Annotated in this window: 14 protein-coding genes and 1 tRNA gene; 13 read left to right on the top strand and 2 right to left on the bottom strand. The window is 39.6% G+C overall.

All coding sequences use genetic code 11. From position 1 onward, the window contains the following. The first annotated feature begins 82 nt into the window (after positions 1-82). The 10 genes from leuS (at position 83) to SD427_RS16570 (ending at position 10,029) form a co-directional block, all read left to right on the top strand. The gene (gene leuS, locus SD427_RS16615; RefSeq protein ID WP_320558900.1) at positions 83-2,938 is read left to right on the top strand and encodes a leucine--tRNA ligase; all 2,856 of its coding nucleotides are present in this window, start codon (positions 83-85) and stop codon (positions 2,936-2,938) included. A 238-nt stretch (positions 2,939-3,176) separates the two neighbouring features. After that, complete coding sequence (locus SD427_RS16610; protein WP_056214693.1) at positions 3,177-4,040, top strand: MotA/TolQ/ExbB proton channel family protein; 864 nt, start codon at positions 3,177-3,179, stop codon at positions 4,038-4,040. Positions 4,041-4,098: 58 nt separating this feature from the next. Continuing rightward, positions 4,099-4,707, top strand: a complete 609-nt coding sequence (locus SD427_RS16605; RefSeq protein WP_056214690.1) for an ExbD/TolR family protein — start codon at positions 4,099-4,101, stop codon at positions 4,705-4,707. 12 nt (positions 4,708-4,719) lie between these two features. Next, on the top strand, positions 4,720-5,292 hold the full coding sequence (locus SD427_RS16600; RefSeq protein ID WP_320558899.1) for an ExbD/TolR family protein: 573 nt from the start codon (positions 4,720-4,722) through the stop codon (positions 5,290-5,292). A gap of 23 nt (positions 5,293-5,315) precedes the next feature. Beyond that, positions 5,316-6,158, top strand: coding sequence for an energy transducer TonB (locus tag SD427_RS16595; RefSeq protein ID WP_320558898.1), 843 nt, complete (start codon positions 5,316-5,318; stop codon positions 6,156-6,158). Positions 6,159-6,236: 78 nt separating this feature from the next. Next, positions 6,237-6,434 carry a C4-dicarboxylate ABC transporter gene (locus SD427_RS16590; protein ID WP_320558897.1) on the top strand — a complete coding sequence of 66 codons (198 nt, stop codon included), beginning with the start codon at positions 6,237-6,239 and terminating at the stop codon, positions 6,432-6,434. Then, on the top strand, positions 6,424-7,296 hold the full coding sequence (locus SD427_RS16585; RefSeq protein WP_320558896.1) for a substrate-binding domain-containing protein: 873 nt from the start codon (positions 6,424-6,426) through the stop codon (positions 7,294-7,296). The genes SD427_RS16590 and SD427_RS16585 overlap by 11 nt, the downstream gene beginning before the upstream one ends. 88 nt (positions 7,297-7,384) lie before the next feature. Next, a complete protein-coding gene (locus SD427_RS16580) occupies positions 7,385-9,034 on the top strand; it encodes a tetratricopeptide repeat protein (protein ID WP_320558895.1) in 1,650 nt (549 codons plus the stop codon). A gap of 164 nt (positions 9,035-9,198) precedes the next feature. Beyond that, positions 9,199-9,918 (top strand): bacillithiol biosynthesis deacetylase BshB1, encoded by a 720-nt coding sequence (bshB1, locus tag SD427_RS16575; protein ID WP_320558894.1) that lies wholly within the window; start codon positions 9,199-9,201, stop codon positions 9,916-9,918. Between the two features lie 35 nt (positions 9,919-9,953). Further along, positions 9,954-10,029 (top strand) — tRNA-His (locus tag SD427_RS16570). A 167-nt stretch (positions 10,030-10,196) separates the two neighbouring features. Here the strand turns inward: SD427_RS16570 and SD427_RS16565 are convergent. Both SD427_RS16565 and SD427_RS16560 read right to left on the bottom strand, forming a co-directional pair. Continuing rightward, entirely contained in the window at positions 10,197-10,532 is a 336-nt protein-coding gene (locus SD427_RS16565) for a DUF3276 family protein (RefSeq protein ID WP_320558893.1), read from the bottom strand. Between the two features lie 99 nt (positions 10,533-10,631). After that, entirely contained in the window at positions 10,632-12,302 is a 1,671-nt protein-coding gene (locus SD427_RS16560) for an ABC transporter ATP-binding protein (protein ID WP_320558891.1), read from the bottom strand. A 91-nt stretch (positions 12,303-12,393) separates the two neighbouring features. On the opposite strand from SD427_RS16560, the gene SD427_RS16555 reads away from it, so the two are divergent. The 3 genes from SD427_RS16555 to yajC are packed head-to-tail and all read left to right on the top strand — an operon-like array spanning position 12,394 to position 14,206. Further along, a complete protein-coding gene (locus SD427_RS16555; protein WP_320558890.1) occupies positions 12,394-13,299 on the top strand; it encodes a transcription antitermination protein NusB in 906 nt (301 codons plus the stop codon). 9 nt (positions 13,300-13,308) lie between these two features. Continuing rightward, positions 13,309-13,830, top strand: coding sequence for a DUF1573 domain-containing protein (locus tag SD427_RS16550; RefSeq protein ID WP_320558889.1), 522 nt, complete (start codon positions 13,309-13,311; stop codon positions 13,828-13,830). A gap of 4 nt (positions 13,831-13,834) precedes the next feature. Further along, positions 13,835-14,206: a preprotein translocase subunit YajC gene (gene yajC / locus SD427_RS16545; RefSeq protein WP_320558888.1), complete on the top strand. Its 372-nt coding sequence runs from the start codon at positions 13,835-13,837 to the stop codon at positions 14,204-14,206. The last annotated feature ends 165 nt before the right edge of the window (positions 14,207-14,371 follow it).

Raw genomic sequence — 14,371 nt, 5'->3', positions numbered from 1 at the left:
ATTTTTGTGAATCCTGATTTTTGGAGTTAAGTAAATTTAAGTCCGGGATCCGGTTCTAACATCTAATATCTAAATATAAAAAGTGTTTTACGATCATCAGCAGATAGAAAAAAAGTGGCAGAAATATTGGGAGGATAACCATACCTATAAAACTTCTGATCAGACAGATAAACCTAAATTTTATGTTCTCGATATGTTTCCGTATCCGTCCGGGGCAGGCCTCCACGTGGGCCATCCGCTGGGATATATTGCATCTGATATTTATGCGCGGTATAAAAGACATCAGGGGTTCAATGTTCTGCATCCGGTAGGGTATGACAGTTTCGGGCTTCCTGCTGAACAGTATGCGATCCAGACCGGGCAGCATCCTGCAGTTACAACGGAACAGAATATCACGAGATACGAAGAGCAGCTGAGAAAGATCGGTTTTTCTTTCGACTGGAGCAGGGAGCTGAGAACTTCAGACGCCTCTTATTATAAATGGACACAGTGGATCTTCATTGAACTTTTTCATTCATGGTACAACAAAGATACGGATAAGGCAGAGCCTATATCCACTCTGATCAGTCATTTTGAATCAAAAGGGACGGAAGGAGTCAATGCCAATCAAAACGAAGAACTGCACTTTAAAGCAGAAGAATGGAATGCCGCTTCTGAAATTGATAAAGAAGATATCTTATTGAATTATCGTCTCGCCTACAGGGCGGAAACAACCGTAAACTGGTGCCCTGCTTTGGGAACCGTGCTGGCCAATGATGAGGTGAAAGACGGAAAATCCGAAAGAGGAGGTTTCCCGGTCTTCCAGAAAAAAATGATGCAGTGGAGCATGCGGATTTCCGCTTACTCTGAAAGATTGCTGCAGGGCCTTAAAACATTGGACTGGCCGCAGCCGTTAAAAGATTCCCAGGAATACTGGATCGGGAAATCCCAGGGTGCACAGGTGAGATTTGAAGTTGAAGGACTGGCATCAACCAAAGACGGTGAAGACGGCTCTGAGCCTGCAGCCATTAATTATATAGAAGTATTTACCACCAGGCCCGATACTATTTTCGGTGCTACCTTTATGGTGCTGGCCCCGGAACATCCTTTGGTGGAAACCATTACCACAGCAGAACAGAAAGCTGAGGTAAATGAGTATATTGAAGAAACTTCCAAAAAAACGGAAAGAGACAGGATGTCTGATGTGAAAAATGTTTCAGGTGCCTTCACGGGAGCTTATGCTGCCAATCCGTTCAGCAACAAAAGCATGCCGGTTTATATCTCGGATTATGTTTTAATGGGTTACGGAACAGGAGCTGTAATGGCAGTTCCCGCACATGATGAGCGTGACCACCGGTTTGCAAAAAAATTCAATCTGGAAATTACGAAAGTGGTTGAGACGGATGAAGATATTCAGGAAAAATCCTTTGATTCCAAAACCAGTACCTGTGTCAATTCTGATTTTCTGAATGGATTGAGCTATGAAGAGGCAAAACTGATGAGTATTGCAACCATTGAGAAAAAAGGAATCGGTCACGGAACCACAAATTACAGGCAGCGTGATGCCATTTTCTCAAGACAGCGGTATTGGGGTGAGCCTGTTCCTGTTTACTATAAAGATGGGATGCCGTACACATTGCCGGTTTCAGCACTGCCGCTGGAACTTCCGGAAGTTGAAAAATACTTACCGACGGAAGACGGAGATCCGCCATTGGGAAATGCAAAAACATTTGCCTGGGATGAAACAAACCGGAAAGTAGTCGATACCGATTTGATTGACGGAAAAACGGTGTTCCCGCTGGAACTGTCTACCATGCCCGGATGGGCAGGAAGCTCATGGTATTTCCTGAGATATATGGATGCCCATAATGATCATGTCTTTGTTAAAAAAGAAACCGCCGATTACTGGGGGCAGGTAGATTTATACATCGGGGGAAGCGAACATGCCACCGGCCATTTACTGTATTCCCGTTTCTGGAATATGTTTTTAAAGGACAGAGAATATATCAATAATGACGAGCCTTTTCAGAAGCTGATCAACCAGGGGATGATTTTGGGTATGAGTGCTTTTGTCTATAGAGTTACCGGTACAAATCAATACGTATCTAAAAATTTAGCAAAAGAATATCAGACCCAGCAAATCCATGTTGACGTATCCTTGTTGAAAGGAGCTTCAGATGAACTGGATACGGAAGCTTTTAAAGCCTGGAGGCCGGATTATGCAGCGGCAGAATTTATTCTGGAGGACGGAAAATACATCACAGGTCGCGAAGTCGAAAAAATGTCCAAGTCGAAATACAATGTGGTCAATCCGGATGACATCTGTGAAGAATACGGAGCGGACGGTTTAAGGCTGTATGAAATGTTCTTAGGGCCTTTGGAACAATCCAAGCCTTGGAATACACAGGGCTTAAGCGGCGTATACGGATTTCTGAAGAAATTCTGGAACTTATATTTTAATGGTGAGGTTTTTGAGGTATCAGAGGCGGAACCGACGAAGGCGGAATATAAAGTCCTGCATACCCTGATAAAGAAGGTAGTGCATGATATCGAAAACTTCTCTTTTAACACTTCCGTATCGTCTTTTATGATTGCTGTAAATGAACTTCAAAAAATAAAATGCAATAAGCGCAATATTTTGGAGCCTTTAGCCGTTATCATTTCGCCGTATGCACCGCACATTTGTGAAGAGCTATGGAATTTACTCGGCCATAAGGAATCTGTTGAGTTTGAAAAGTTCCCGGTTTTGGACGAAGCTTATCTCGTAGAAGATGAAATAGAGTATCCGGTGAGCATAAACGGCAAAACAAAGTTCAAGTTATCGCTTCCGGCACCGTTTTCGGCTAAAGAAGTAGAGGCTGCAGTGCTTAGCGATGAGAGGATCCTGCAGATTATGGAAGGTAAAGCACCGAAAAAAATTATTGTTGTACCACACAGAATCGTCAATATCGTAATTTAAAAGAAAATTAACATTGGGGATTTAAGAAAAATGAAGATGATTTTTTTTTAAATTTTTAACATAAGCACTAAAATTAAGGAATATTACCAAAAAAAGTTAAAATAATTACAATATCGAAATCGTATTAAAATTTCATTGTCAAAAAAAAGTAAAATGTTATTTGAGACTATTGTATTTTAATTATTTTTGCCTTTAATTTACATTTGTAAAATTTTAAAACAATATAATTTAGTTAAATATGGAAATGAATGTTTCAAAAAATGATGAGCAATTAGTTGCTAGAAAGGCGGGAGGTTTAAATCCAGCTGTTATTATTCCTATCATCTTAGCTATAGGAATTTGTATTTATTTATTCGTCTTGGGAAGCCCGGGGAACTTTAAAGATGCTGACAAGTTAGGTGCAGCGTCTGTAGCTTTCTCCGATGTTGAAGGAAAAGACATTCACCCGGATTCGTTCTTAGGAATTATCTACAAAGGAGGGGTAATTGTACCGATCTTGATTACGTTCATGCTTACGGTAGTGGTTTTCTCTTTTGAAAGATATTTCGTGCTTAGCAAAGCTGCCGGAAAAGGTAACCTAGACAACTTCGTTGTACAGGTAAGAAGCTTGCTGAACCAGAACAAAGTTGATGAAGCTTTAGAAGAGTGCGACAGACAGCAGGGTTCTGTTGGTAATGTAGTAAAAGAAGGTCTTACGACTTACAAAGCTTTGTCTCATGACACAACATTAAACAAAGAGCAGAAAATGGTTGCGCTTAACAAAGCGATCGAAGAAGCGACAACGCTTGAAATGCCAATGCTTGAGAAAAACATGATGATCCTTTCTACACTAGGTACTGTTGCAACCCTAATTGCACTGCTTGGAACGGTAATCGGGATGATCAAAGCATTCTTTGCATTAGGTTCAGGAGGTGGTACTCCGGATGCAGCTGCGCTTTCTACCGGTATTTCCGAAGCCTTGATCAACACGGCATTAGGTATTGGTACTTCAGCAATCGCGATCATGCTTTACAACTACTTTACTTCTAAAATTGACGGACTGACTTATAAGATCGATGAGATCGCAATGAGCATCCAGCAGTCTTTCGCTGAATTCAACTAAGAATCAGCAGGGAATTGGTATTAAGTAAAAGAAGTTTAATTAAAAATTATTAATAATAATGGCGAGAGTCAAACCAAAAAGACATGGAGTAGTTACGGATATGACGGCGATGTGTGACGTTGCATTCCTACTGCTTACATTCTTTATCTTGACCACTCAGTTTAAAAAACCTGACGTGGAGCAGATCAAACCGCCATCTTCAATATCAGAGAAGTTACTTCCTGATGCCAGCTTGATGACCATCAACGCTACTCCGGACGGGAAATTTTATTTTCAACCGGTAGAAAATGCATCAGAGAGAGTACAGCTTTTAGAAAATATGGGTAAAAAGTACGGTGTTACTTTTGACAATAACGAGAAAGTTGCATTTCAGAAAGTACAGGCTATTGGGGTTCCTATGAACCAACTCAAGAGCTATCTTGATTTGCCAGATGACGAGCAGAAGAATTTCAAGAGTCCTACAGGGATTCCTATGGATAGTACAAATAAGCAATTAGTGGATTGGGTAAAAGAAAGTTTAAGCGTGAATCCTGAATACAAGTTAGCGATTAAGGGTGACGTTACTACTGAATATCCAAAAGTTAAAAGCCTGTTTGAGGGTTTAAGAGATATTGATTTTCTTAAATTTTGGTTGATTACATCACAAGAAGGTAAACCTAATGAATAATATCATTTAGAAATGGCAGAAGTACAAGTACAGGAAAAAGGCGCCAAAGGCGGGAAGGTACGTTCCAAGAAACAGAGTACCAGAGTCGATATGACTCCGATGGTGGACTTGGGTTTTCTATTGATTACCTTCTTTATGTTCACAACTACATTCTCTAAACCGAATGTGATGGATTTGGGTCTTCCGGCTAAACCGAAAGATGAAACTAAAAAACCACCTCCGACAGAAATTAAGCTTTCAAATTCCATCTCTTTATTGTTGGGAAAGGACAATAAGATTTTCTGGCACCAGCAGGACAACACGTCTTTAACGGACCAGACGCTTAGTGAAACTTCTTTCGACAGAGAAGGAATCAGAAAGATTATTGAGCAGGCAAAAGCAAGAGCGGCAGATAGAACCAAATTTACGGTGATTATCAAACCTACTGACGATGCTGTATATAAAAACTTTGTTGATATACTTGATGAAATGGCCATTACAAAGAGTGAGCAGTACGGAGTTACTGATCTTAAGCCTTGGGAAAAAGCCATTTATGATAAAAAAGTAGGGAACTCCGGAGCTCCTGCAGCAACGGCAACAAAGTAATTTAACCATAAAATTGTAAATCTATGGCAAACGAAAATGCATACGATCCTAATCTTACCTTAGATGAGATTGTATTTGAAAATAGAAACAAAGAGTATGGTGCATACGATTTAAGAAATCAGTACCCTAGGCTTCTGACCAAATCTTTTATTGTTGGAACGGCATTATTCCTTGTTGCAGCTTTGTCTCCTTTTATTTATCTTACGATCAAGAGACTTACTGAACCTCCTAAGCAGGAAGTACAGGCTGATTTAATTAATATCCTTGAGGATGACCCGATTATCGAGCAGCCGAAAGAAGAAGAACCACCTCCGCCACCTCCTCCAAAAGAAGAAGAGAAAATTGAGGTGATCCAGAATGTTGTTCCGGAGCCCGTAAAAGCTCCTAAGATTGAAACGCCGCCGCCGCCGATTTCCAAGCAGTTGGAAACACAGACCGGTCTGGTAGCACAGGAAGGGGTAAAAGCTCCGGCTTATACACCGCCGCCGCCGCCGCCATCTACCGGTACAAGAACTTCAACCGCTGAAGTTAAGCCACAGGTAAATGAAAACCAGGTATATACTGAAGTAGAACAGACTGCGGAATTCCCTGGAGGGATTAATTCCTTCAGAAATAAAGTTTCAAGTAACTTTGACGGTTCTGCGATGAACGGAGACGAAGGTACGGTGAAAACTGAAATCACTTTCGTAGTAGAAAGGGACGGAAGTATCACAGACGTTAAGGCTTCCGGAGGAAATTCAGATTTTAATTCTGAAGCAATCAGAACGATCAAATCCATCAAAAACAAATGGACTCCTGCTAAAATAAACGGGCAGTCCGTACGTTACAGATTCAGATTACCTCTGACGATGAATTTTGAAGGTTAATTAATAAATTATCTTTAAATACTATTAAAAAAGGGAAGCATATGCTTCCCTTTTTATTTTTTTTGGTATTTTTGCTATATGATGTTCAATTGGTTATCCCTGATTACGGGATTGTTTTATATCGTTCTGGGAATTGTAGTAATGCTTTATAAGTTTTTCTTTACAGTTCTGGAACCGGGTATTGCGTATGCACTGGGTACCCTGCTGATCCTGTACGGGATCTTCAGAATTTACAGGGCGGTAACAAGAATTAAAGATGCAGGAGATGAAAGATAATTTTAAAATTATAATGCTGTTTCTCTTCAGTATCATAGCAACAGCCTGTAAAAAAGAAGAAAAATCCCCGTCTTACCATAAAGGAGAAATGACGATTCTTACCGATGAATCCTTTAAAAGTGTTACCGAAGCATTGGCAGAGGGATATATGATCAATTATCCTGAAACCAAAATTAAGGTAGTCTCCAAAAAAGAAGATCTAGGCTTTTTGGATCTGCTTAAAGACAAAGCCAGGATTGTGGTCATGTCAAAAGATTTGTCAGCAGAAGAAATAAAATCATACGAAGAACAGGTGGACCTGAAATTCCTGCCTGCGAAATTTGCTGCAGATGCCGTTATTTTTGTTGTTCCGAAGGACTCACCTAAAGAAAGTATTTCAATGGCTGAAATAGAGCAGGGAATGCAATCTGAGGGTAAAGAATTTATTTTTGACGGAGCCAATTCAAGCAATCTGAATTTTATAGCGCAGAAGCTTAAAAAGCAGCCTAAAGACCTGAAGTATTCTATTATTCCCGGAAGTAAGAATATCATTGAAGAACTTAATAAATATCCCGGTAAAATCGGTGTAATCGGTCTCAATACATTCAGCCGCCCGTATGACAAGGAATCTGAGCAGCTGAAAAGCATGGTTAAAATTCTGCCGGTTGAATATAAAGGCAAACAATATACTGCAGGTGCCGAAAACCTGCGCACCATGAATTACCCTTTCACCAGGGTTCTGTATTTTTTAACAAATGAAGGGAATTTTAATCTGGCAAACGGATTCATCAGGTATTCCTGTACACAGCTCGGACAAATGATCGTGGAAAAAGAAGGCTTGCAGCCTTATAATATTTACAGAAGGGAAGTACAAATGCGTTAAAAAGTATTAAAGTGTATCTGTAACCCAGATAAATATATTATTTTGGTCTGGAAATTGTGGATATTTAATCTCAATTATAAACAAAAAAATGAAAGATATAATGAATATGAATGTAAAAAAGATTGCTTTTGGAGCAGCTGTGGTGTTTTTTACCAACTTTGCTTTTGCACAGACGGCACAGGATGGAATCAACAGTATGGACAGTGATAAGTATGCCCAGGCAAAAACTAATTTTACGAACATGATTGCTTCAGCACCGACTGCTGAAAATTATTTTTACCTAGGGAATACATATTTGAAGCAGGGTGACCCTGATTTCGCTGCAGCTACTGACAGTTTCAATAAAGGGATGGCTGCAGACAGCAAAAGTTATTTGAATAAAATTGGTTTAGCAACGGTTAAGCTCGGAAAAGGCGATAAGAATGCAATTGCGGAAATTCAGAAAATTGTAAGTGATTCAAGAGAGAAAGATGCGGAAGTACTGTTCAGGGCTGCTGAAGCTTTGACATTATTTGAAAAAAACAATTCTCCTGATCTTGCCATTCAGTTTTTGAATAAGGCCATTGAAAGGGCCCAGAGAAAAGAAGTTCCGGCCTATTATTACTATACGCTGGGTGATGCTTACAGATTAAAGAGAATGCCGGGGGATGCTATGACTGCATATGACAAGGCACTTCCTTTAGCTAAGAACAAAGCGTCCGTATATACAAGAATCGGAACGCTGTGGATGGCAGCACAACAGTGGCAGCAGGCTAAAACAAGCATAGATAAGGCAATCGCTACGGATCCTACATATGCGCCGGCTTATAAAGCTTTGGCAGCATACGACATCAGGTATCAGCAAAATGCCAAAGCAACTCAGGATCTGATTAACTATACCAAATATGCTGATGAAGATCCCTATACCCAATTGGAAATCGCAAAGCTTTATTTTACCAATGAAGATTATGCAAACTCTAAGCAGGTGTTAGATAAAATCTTTGATAAGATCAATGATCCTATTAAATTTAAATTAAGAGCTTATCAGTTGTATGCGGACGGAAACTATACGGAAGCTAAGCAAAACCTTGATAATTTTGTATCACAGGCGGAAAAATCAAGAGTTCAGCCTGCTGATCAGGGGCTACAGGGGTTAATTGCTGCAGGTCTGGCAAAAACAGAGAAAGATGCTGCGAAGAAAACCGCTTTAATGGCTGAAGCACAACAGAAAGTAGGAATTGCCAAAGCTGCAAAAGACGAAACCCTGAAATGGGATATGGAGCTGGTAAAAATTGCCGGGGGAGGAGCTTCCCAGTCTGATGTAGATGCAGGGCCTACAAACCCGACTATTGAGGGACTGAAACAAAAAGTAGCAGCCAATGCCCAGGATTCAGATTCATTATTCAAGTTGGCAACTGCTTATCAGGATGCAAAAAACTGGAACGGGGCAATTATGACATGGCAAAAAATGAATGCGCTCCTTCCTGACTGGGCTCCCGGATATTACAGCTTAGGCTATTCCTATCAGCAGGCAGCGAATAATGATGCAGCGAAAATGGCTTATGAAAAATACATCAGCACGGTAAAACCTGCAGAAGTTGAGGCCAATAAGCAGACATTGGCTTACGCTTATTTTGCAGTAGCTTATCTGTCTAAGGATTCTGATGCTGCTAAAGCAAAGGAATATGTAGGAAAATCAGTACAGCTGGATCCTACTTACCAGGATGCCGTAAAACTGAACGCAGAAATTAATAAATAATTTTAGTCTTATTATAATACTGACTTCCCAAACATTAAGTTTGGGAAGTTTTTGTTTAAACCTTATCTTTGAAAATAGGAAACCCAGACATTAAAGAATCTTAAATAAAAGAAAATTAACTAGTCTGGACGTTCCATCTGACCAATTAAAAATATAAAAAACAGATGAAAACAGATATACTTGCATTCGGTGCCCATCCGGATGATGTGGAACTTGGTTGTGGCGGCACAATTGCCAAAATGGTTTCAGAAGGAAAAATTTGTGTTATTATTGATCTTACCAAAGGAGAACTCGGAACCCGCGGAACTGATGAGACCAGAAAAGAGGAAGCGGCAGAGTCCACAAAAATTCTCGGTGTTTCAGCCAGGGAAAATCTTGGGATGAAGGACGGATTTTTGGTGAATTCTGAAGAATACCAGATGAAAATTGTGAAAATGGTCCGCAAATACCGCCCGGAAATCGTTTTAGCCAATGCTATTGATGACAGGCATCCGGATCATGCAAAAGCAGCAAAATTAGTCTCGGATGCGTGCTTTTTAGCCGGATTGAGGAAGATAGAAACGGTTATGGATGGAGAAAACCAGGAGGTTTGGAGACCGAAACTGATTTTTAATTATATCCAGTGGAAAAATATCAAACCCGAGTTTGTGATTGATATTTCAGAGCATCTCAGCCAGAAAATCGAAGCGTGTATGGCATATAAAACCCAGTTTTATGACCCTTCTTCGAAAGAACCCGAAACACCGATTACTTCAAAGGACTTTTTTGAAAGCCTGACCTACCGGGCCCAGGATCTGGGACGTTTATCGGGAGTGACTTATGCTGAAGGTTTTACGTCTGAGAAGCTGATTGCGATGAAAAATTTTGACGGAATTGTTTGGTAATTAAAAAACATTTCCTATATTTGCACTCACAAAACGGTGATTGTAGCTCAGTTGGTTAGAGCGTCGGATTGTGGTTCCGAAGGTCGGGGGTTCGAGACCCCTCATTCACCCTAAAAGCATACTTTTTAAAAGTATGCTTTTTTATTTTCATCCAAACAAAAATCATAGCTGAAAAAAACTTAATGGTGCTAAATATCAGTATTCATTTACCTGTTGAATAGTCCGGTCCGGACATAAAAAAAGCATCTTTTTCCAGATGCTTGTGTTTTTTTAATATTTTAAACCTCGTCGTCAGAATCAATTGTGTATGATCTGCTTTTGAAGTCTTTGTCATGCTTTTCTGAGATTACGTCCTCTCCCTTTTCATTAATGATGAAATCTGTAGCTTCATTAAACATTTCCTGGAAACTTTTGAAATCTTCTTTGTAAAGATAAATTTTGTGCTTCTCAAATGTGGCTTCTCCATTCTCCCCGAAATTCTTTTTACTCTCGGTAATGGTAAGATAATAATCCCCTGCTTTCGTCTCGCGCACATCAAAGAAATAAGTTCTTCTCCCTGCTTTTAACACCTTGGTGAAAATTTCATTTTCATGGCGTTCCTTGTATTCACTCATTGTTAGATAATTTTTAATCTTGTTAAGAACAAATATAAAAGTTTTCTTTTAATCACAAAATTATTTTTATGATTTATTTAACATTTGTGAATGAAACTGCTAAGTGGTTAGGGAATTGTTAATTTCCGTAAGGTTTATAATTTTATCGGCTTTCTGGGCGCTGGATTCTCTGTGTGTGATGATTATGGAAGTTGCATTAATGATTTTCCTTTCAATGTTTTCAAGGATGTTCTGTTCTGTTTCCGTGTCCAGAGCAGAAAGAGAATCATCAAAAATGATAATATTAGGGTCTTTGATCAGGGCTCTGGCAATACAGATCCTCTGTTTCTGGCCCCCGGAAAGCATTACCCCGCGTTCACCCACCATGGTTTTGTACTGTTCTTTGAAGCCCGTAATATTTTTGTCTACATCCGCAATTTTTGCATATTCCACCACTTGTTCATGGGTAGGATGGTCAACCGCAAAACCGATATTATTTTCAATAGAATCCGAGAAGAGATAACTTTCCTGCGGGATATATCCGATAAAGCTCCTGTAGTTTTCAAGATTATGTTCTTTCAGGTTCTTGCCATCGATTAGAATTTCCCCTTCCGTAGGGTCAATCAGTCTGCACAGCAAAAGGGCAATGGTAGATTTCCCGCTTCCTGTTTTCCCCATTATGGCCAATGATTGACCTGCTTTTACGGTAAAACTGATATTATCCAAGGCTTTGATTCCTGTATTGGGATAAACATAGGATACATTTCTGAATTCAATATTGCCCTTAATCGGGTAATTTTCAAAGTTTGTGTTGACGATGTCGGATTTCTTATCCATGAATTCATTGATTCGCTGCATGGATGCCTCTGCTCTCTGGTTAACGGAAGTTACCCAGCCAACCATTGAAAAGGGGAAAATCAGGGTATTGATATACATAAAGAAATCTGCAATCTTACCGATGCTCAATTCTCCGGCAATATATTTCTGGCCGCCGATCCATATGATGGCTACGTTCAGCAATCCGATGACAAATAAGATAATGGTGAAGAAATACGCTTCCGTTTTTGCCAGATCCAAAGCTTTATCCTGATAATCGGTCACTTTTACGCCATAATTTTTTTCAATGTATTTTTCGCGGGCAAAAAACTTAACCACCCTGATCCCTGAAAAGCTGTCCTGGACAAAGGTTGAAATGGCAGACTGGCTTTTCTGCATAATTTTCGACTTCCTGTTAATTACAGAACTTACTTTATAAATGGCATACGATAAAATGGGAAGCGGCAGCAATGTCCAGAGTGTCATTGAAACATCGGTCTTCAGCATATAGATGGCTGTAATAATTACAAGGACGATTAAGTTGGCTACATACATGACACCTGGCCCCAGATACATCCTTACAGCAACAACGTCCTCACTTAAACGGTTCATTAAATCCCCGATGGTTGTCTGCTTATAATCTGTTAAAGACAAATCCTGATAATGGCGGTAGATCTTATTCTTTAATTCATACTCAATCCGTCTTGAGGCTACGATGATGGTCTGCCGCATCATGAAGGTGAAGAAGCCGGTCAGCAGTGAGCATCCGACAATGATGGCTACATAGATTAAAACCTGGCGATTGAATCCAAGATTTCCATTTTCGGCAGAATTTTTTAATACATCCACAGATTTTCCTACGAACTGGATTTTATAGATGTTGAAAAAATTGCTGGTAATGATAAATAATACCCCCCAAAATAATAATATTTTGTGCTTCCAGAAATAAGGGTTCAGAGTTTTAAGCGCTTTCATAAAGTTTTGCAAAATTACGAAAAATGTCTTCAGCCCAAGAATTTCATCAATTTAAAATTTTGTATCTTTGCGGCCATAAAAAGCTCTTTGAATGTTAGGAAGACGACAAATCCGTGAAAAAGCAGTACAGGCTGTGTACTCATATTACCAAAACCCTATAAAGTTTGATGTATTAGAGAAAAATATGTTCAGTGGGATAGAGAAAATCTATCATCTTTACATCTATGAACTTAACTTTTTGGTTGCGCTTAAAGAATTGGCGGAACATCAGATTGAAATCGGTAAAAACAAATATATCAAGTCTGATGCCAATACTAATCCTAACCAGAAATTCATCAACAATCAGGTTTTAAAGAAGCTTGAAGAAAATCCTGAACGGCTGTTTTTTACAGGTCAGCACAAGGAACTGAAGTGGGATCTTCATGATGATCTTCTGGTAAAGACTTTTCAGCGAATGACCGGAGGAAAAAGGTATCAGGATTTTATGAAAGAAGAGGGGTATTCTTTTGAAGAAGACCAGAAATTCATCGGAAAATTGTTTTTAAGGTATATTGCTGAGAATGACGATTTCCATGATTATCTCGGGGATAAGGAAATTTCCTGGTATGATGATATCCACATTGCCAATTCAATGGTTCAGAAAACCATAGGTTTCCTGAAGGAAAATGAAGAAAGCAGGACCTTGATTAAGATGATCAAGGACGATGAAGATAAGACTTTCGCCCTGAAATTGTTGAGGAATACACTGGACAGCTGGGAAAACAATGAAAAGAAACTGAAGGAAAGACTGGAAAACTGGGATCTTGAAAGAGTTTCCATCATGGATAAGGTTATTCTGTCAACAGCCATTACAGAGCTGGACAATTTTCCTTTTACGCCTTCAAGAGTTATTATCAATGAATACATCGAAATTGCCAAAGTATTTGCAACGGACCGTTCAAATATCTTCGTTAACGGGATTTTAGATAAATATTGTAAAGATCAAAATAGAATATAAATTAATTATATGAAAAAGACGTTATCAATTATTGCCTTGTCTGTTATAGGCCTGGGTTTAGTTTCATGCAAAAAAGAAAACAAAGAAACGGCAGGTACGGAAACCGTTGCTGCAGATTCTACAGCCATGAATACATCTGCTGCAGTTCCCGGTGATTCTTCTGCTGTAACTCCGGTTTCAGGAGGTACTGCTACTGCTGCTCCGGCCTCTAATCAGCCACTCACAACGATTGCCCTTTCTGAAAATAACTTTGATTTCGGAAACATTAAAAAAGGAAATAAAGTAGAGCATGTATATGAAGTGACCAATACCGGTACCAATCCTTTGGTAATTTCCGAAGTAAAACCGGCTTGCGGATGTACAGTGCCCGACTTTACGAAAGAGCCTATCATGCCTGGTAAAAAAGGAAAAATTACCCTGCATTTCGATTCATCGAGCTTTGACGGAAACGTTAATAAATCTGCCGATGTATTTGCCAACGTAGAAAAAGCTCCGATCAAGTTAACATTCACTGCGAATATCCAACCTTAAAAACATGAGTACATTATCCGTTTTTTTACAGGTTCCCGCGCAGGGAGGAAATTCATCCATGATGCTGATCATGATGGGAGTGATGTTCGTAGGATTTTATTTCCTGATGATCAGGCCTCAGATGAGAAAGCAGAAGCAGGAAAAAAACTTCCAGGAAACCTTAAAAGTAGGGACCAGGGTAGTGCTTACTTCCGGTCTTCACGGGAGGATTGCCCAGGTTCAGGATGACGGTTTTGTTATTGAAACCCTATCGGGAAAGCTGAAATTTGAAAAAGCGGCTGTTTCAAGGGAGTTTACGGAAACACGCTTCGGGGATAAAGCAAAAAGTGCAGAGAAAGCTGCAGACAAAAAAGAGATCGAAACTGAGAAAAACTAATTTTCCGGTTTAAAATATCCGTTTCGGCGGGGCGGGCAAAGCCCGCCCCGCCGAAACTTTTTATATCCCGCTTACCTCATTATTCTTTTTTATACAAACCGAATGGTTTCATAGGCAATGCATTTATACTTTTCCCTAAATATAATTTGAAATGCAGATCAGAAG

Origin of the sequence: Chryseobacterium sp. JJR-5R (assembly GCF_034047335.1) — a bacterium.
Lineage (GTDB): Bacteria > Bacteroidota > Bacteroidia > Flavobacteriales > Weeksellaceae > Chryseobacterium.
The sequence above is the reverse complement of the archived record's forward strand: the minus strand, read 5'-3'. Positions and strand labels throughout refer to the sequence as shown.

What these genes read in the sequence shown, in the direction of transcription:
- SD427_RS16610 (WP_056214693.1), top strand. Translation starts at nt 3,177, where the DNA reads ATGGAAATGAATGTTTCAAAAAATGATGAGCAATTAGTTGCTAGAAAG.
- SD427_RS16605 (WP_056214690.1), top strand. Translation starts at nt 4,099, where the DNA reads ATGGCGAGAGTCAAACCAAAAAGACATGGAGTAGTTACGGATATGACG.
- SD427_RS16600 (WP_320558899.1), top strand. Translation starts at nt 4,720, where the DNA reads ATGGCAGAAGTACAAGTACAGGAAAAAGGCGCCAAAGGCGGGAAGGTA.
- SD427_RS16595 (WP_320558898.1), top strand. Translation starts at nt 5,316, where the DNA reads ATGGCAAACGAAAATGCATACGATCCTAATCTTACCTTAGATGAGATT.
- SD427_RS16590 (WP_320558897.1), top strand. Translation starts at nt 6,237, where the DNA reads ATGATGTTCAATTGGTTATCCCTGATTACGGGATTGTTTTATATCGTT.
- SD427_RS16585 (WP_320558896.1), top strand. Translation starts at nt 6,424, where the DNA reads ATGAAAGATAATTTTAAAATTATAATGCTGTTTCTCTTCAGTATCATA.
- SD427_RS16580 (WP_320558895.1), top strand. Translation starts at nt 7,385, where the DNA reads ATGAAAGATATAATGAATATGAATGTAAAAAAGATTGCTTTTGGAGCA.
- bshB1 (WP_320558894.1), top strand. Translation starts at nt 9,199, where the DNA reads ATGAAAACAGATATACTTGCATTCGGTGCCCATCCGGATGATGTGGAA.
- SD427_RS16565 (WP_320558893.1), bottom strand. Translation starts at nt 10,532, where the DNA reads ATGAGTGAATACAAGGAACGCCATGAAAATGAAATTTTCACCAAGGTG.
- SD427_RS16560 (WP_320558891.1), bottom strand. Translation starts at nt 12,302, where the DNA reads ATGAAAGCGCTTAAAACTCTGAACCCTTATTTCTGGAAGCACAAAATA.
- SD427_RS16555 (WP_320558890.1), top strand. Translation starts at nt 12,394, where the DNA reads ATGTTAGGAAGACGACAAATCCGTGAAAAAGCAGTACAGGCTGTGTAC.
- SD427_RS16550 (WP_320558889.1), top strand. Translation starts at nt 13,309, where the DNA reads ATGAAAAAGACGTTATCAATTATTGCCTTGTCTGTTATAGGCCTGGGT.
- yajC (WP_320558888.1), top strand. Translation starts at nt 13,835, where the DNA reads ATGAGTACATTATCCGTTTTTTTACAGGTTCCCGCGCAGGGAGGAAAT.